Source organism: Lactobacillus equicursoris DSM 19284 = JCM 14600 = CIP 110162, assembly GCF_001434815.1.
In the GTDB taxonomy this organism is placed as follows: domain Bacteria; phylum Bacillota; class Bacilli; order Lactobacillales; family Lactobacillaceae; genus Lactobacillus; species Lactobacillus equicursoris.
This window is the reverse complement of sequence record NZ_AZDU01000146.1, coordinates 1-343: the sequence shown is the minus strand read 5'-3', so window position 1 is coordinate 343 and position 343 is coordinate 1. Positions and strand designations below refer to the sequence as shown.

At 49.9% G+C, this 343-nt stretch carries 1 rRNA gene; it reads left to right on the top strand.

What is annotated here, in order from left to right:
- Positions 1 to 12 precede the first annotated feature (12 nt).
- Positions 13 to 343 (top strand): 23S ribosomal RNA (locus tag FC20_RS09755); the annotation flags it as partial.

Sequence of the window (343 nt, the reverse complement as noted above, 5' to 3'; positions counted from 1 at the left end):
AAAACTTGAATAGGTCAAGTGAAGAAGGGCGCACGGTGAATGCCTGGGCACTGGAAGCCGATGAAGGACGTGACGAACCACGAAAGTCTTCGGGTAGCCGTAAGTAGGCTGTGATCCGGAGGTATCCGAATGGGGGAACCCGGCATGGCGACATGTCATCTTTAAGTGAATACATAGCTTAAAGAAGGAACACGCAGTGAACTGAAACATCTAAGTAGCTGCAGGAAGAGAAAGAAATTCGATTTCCCAAGTAGCGGCGAGCGAACAGGAAAGAGCCCAAACCGCTAGATTTATCTAGCGGGGTTGTAGGACTGAGACGTGGCATTTTGGCGGATAGCAGAAG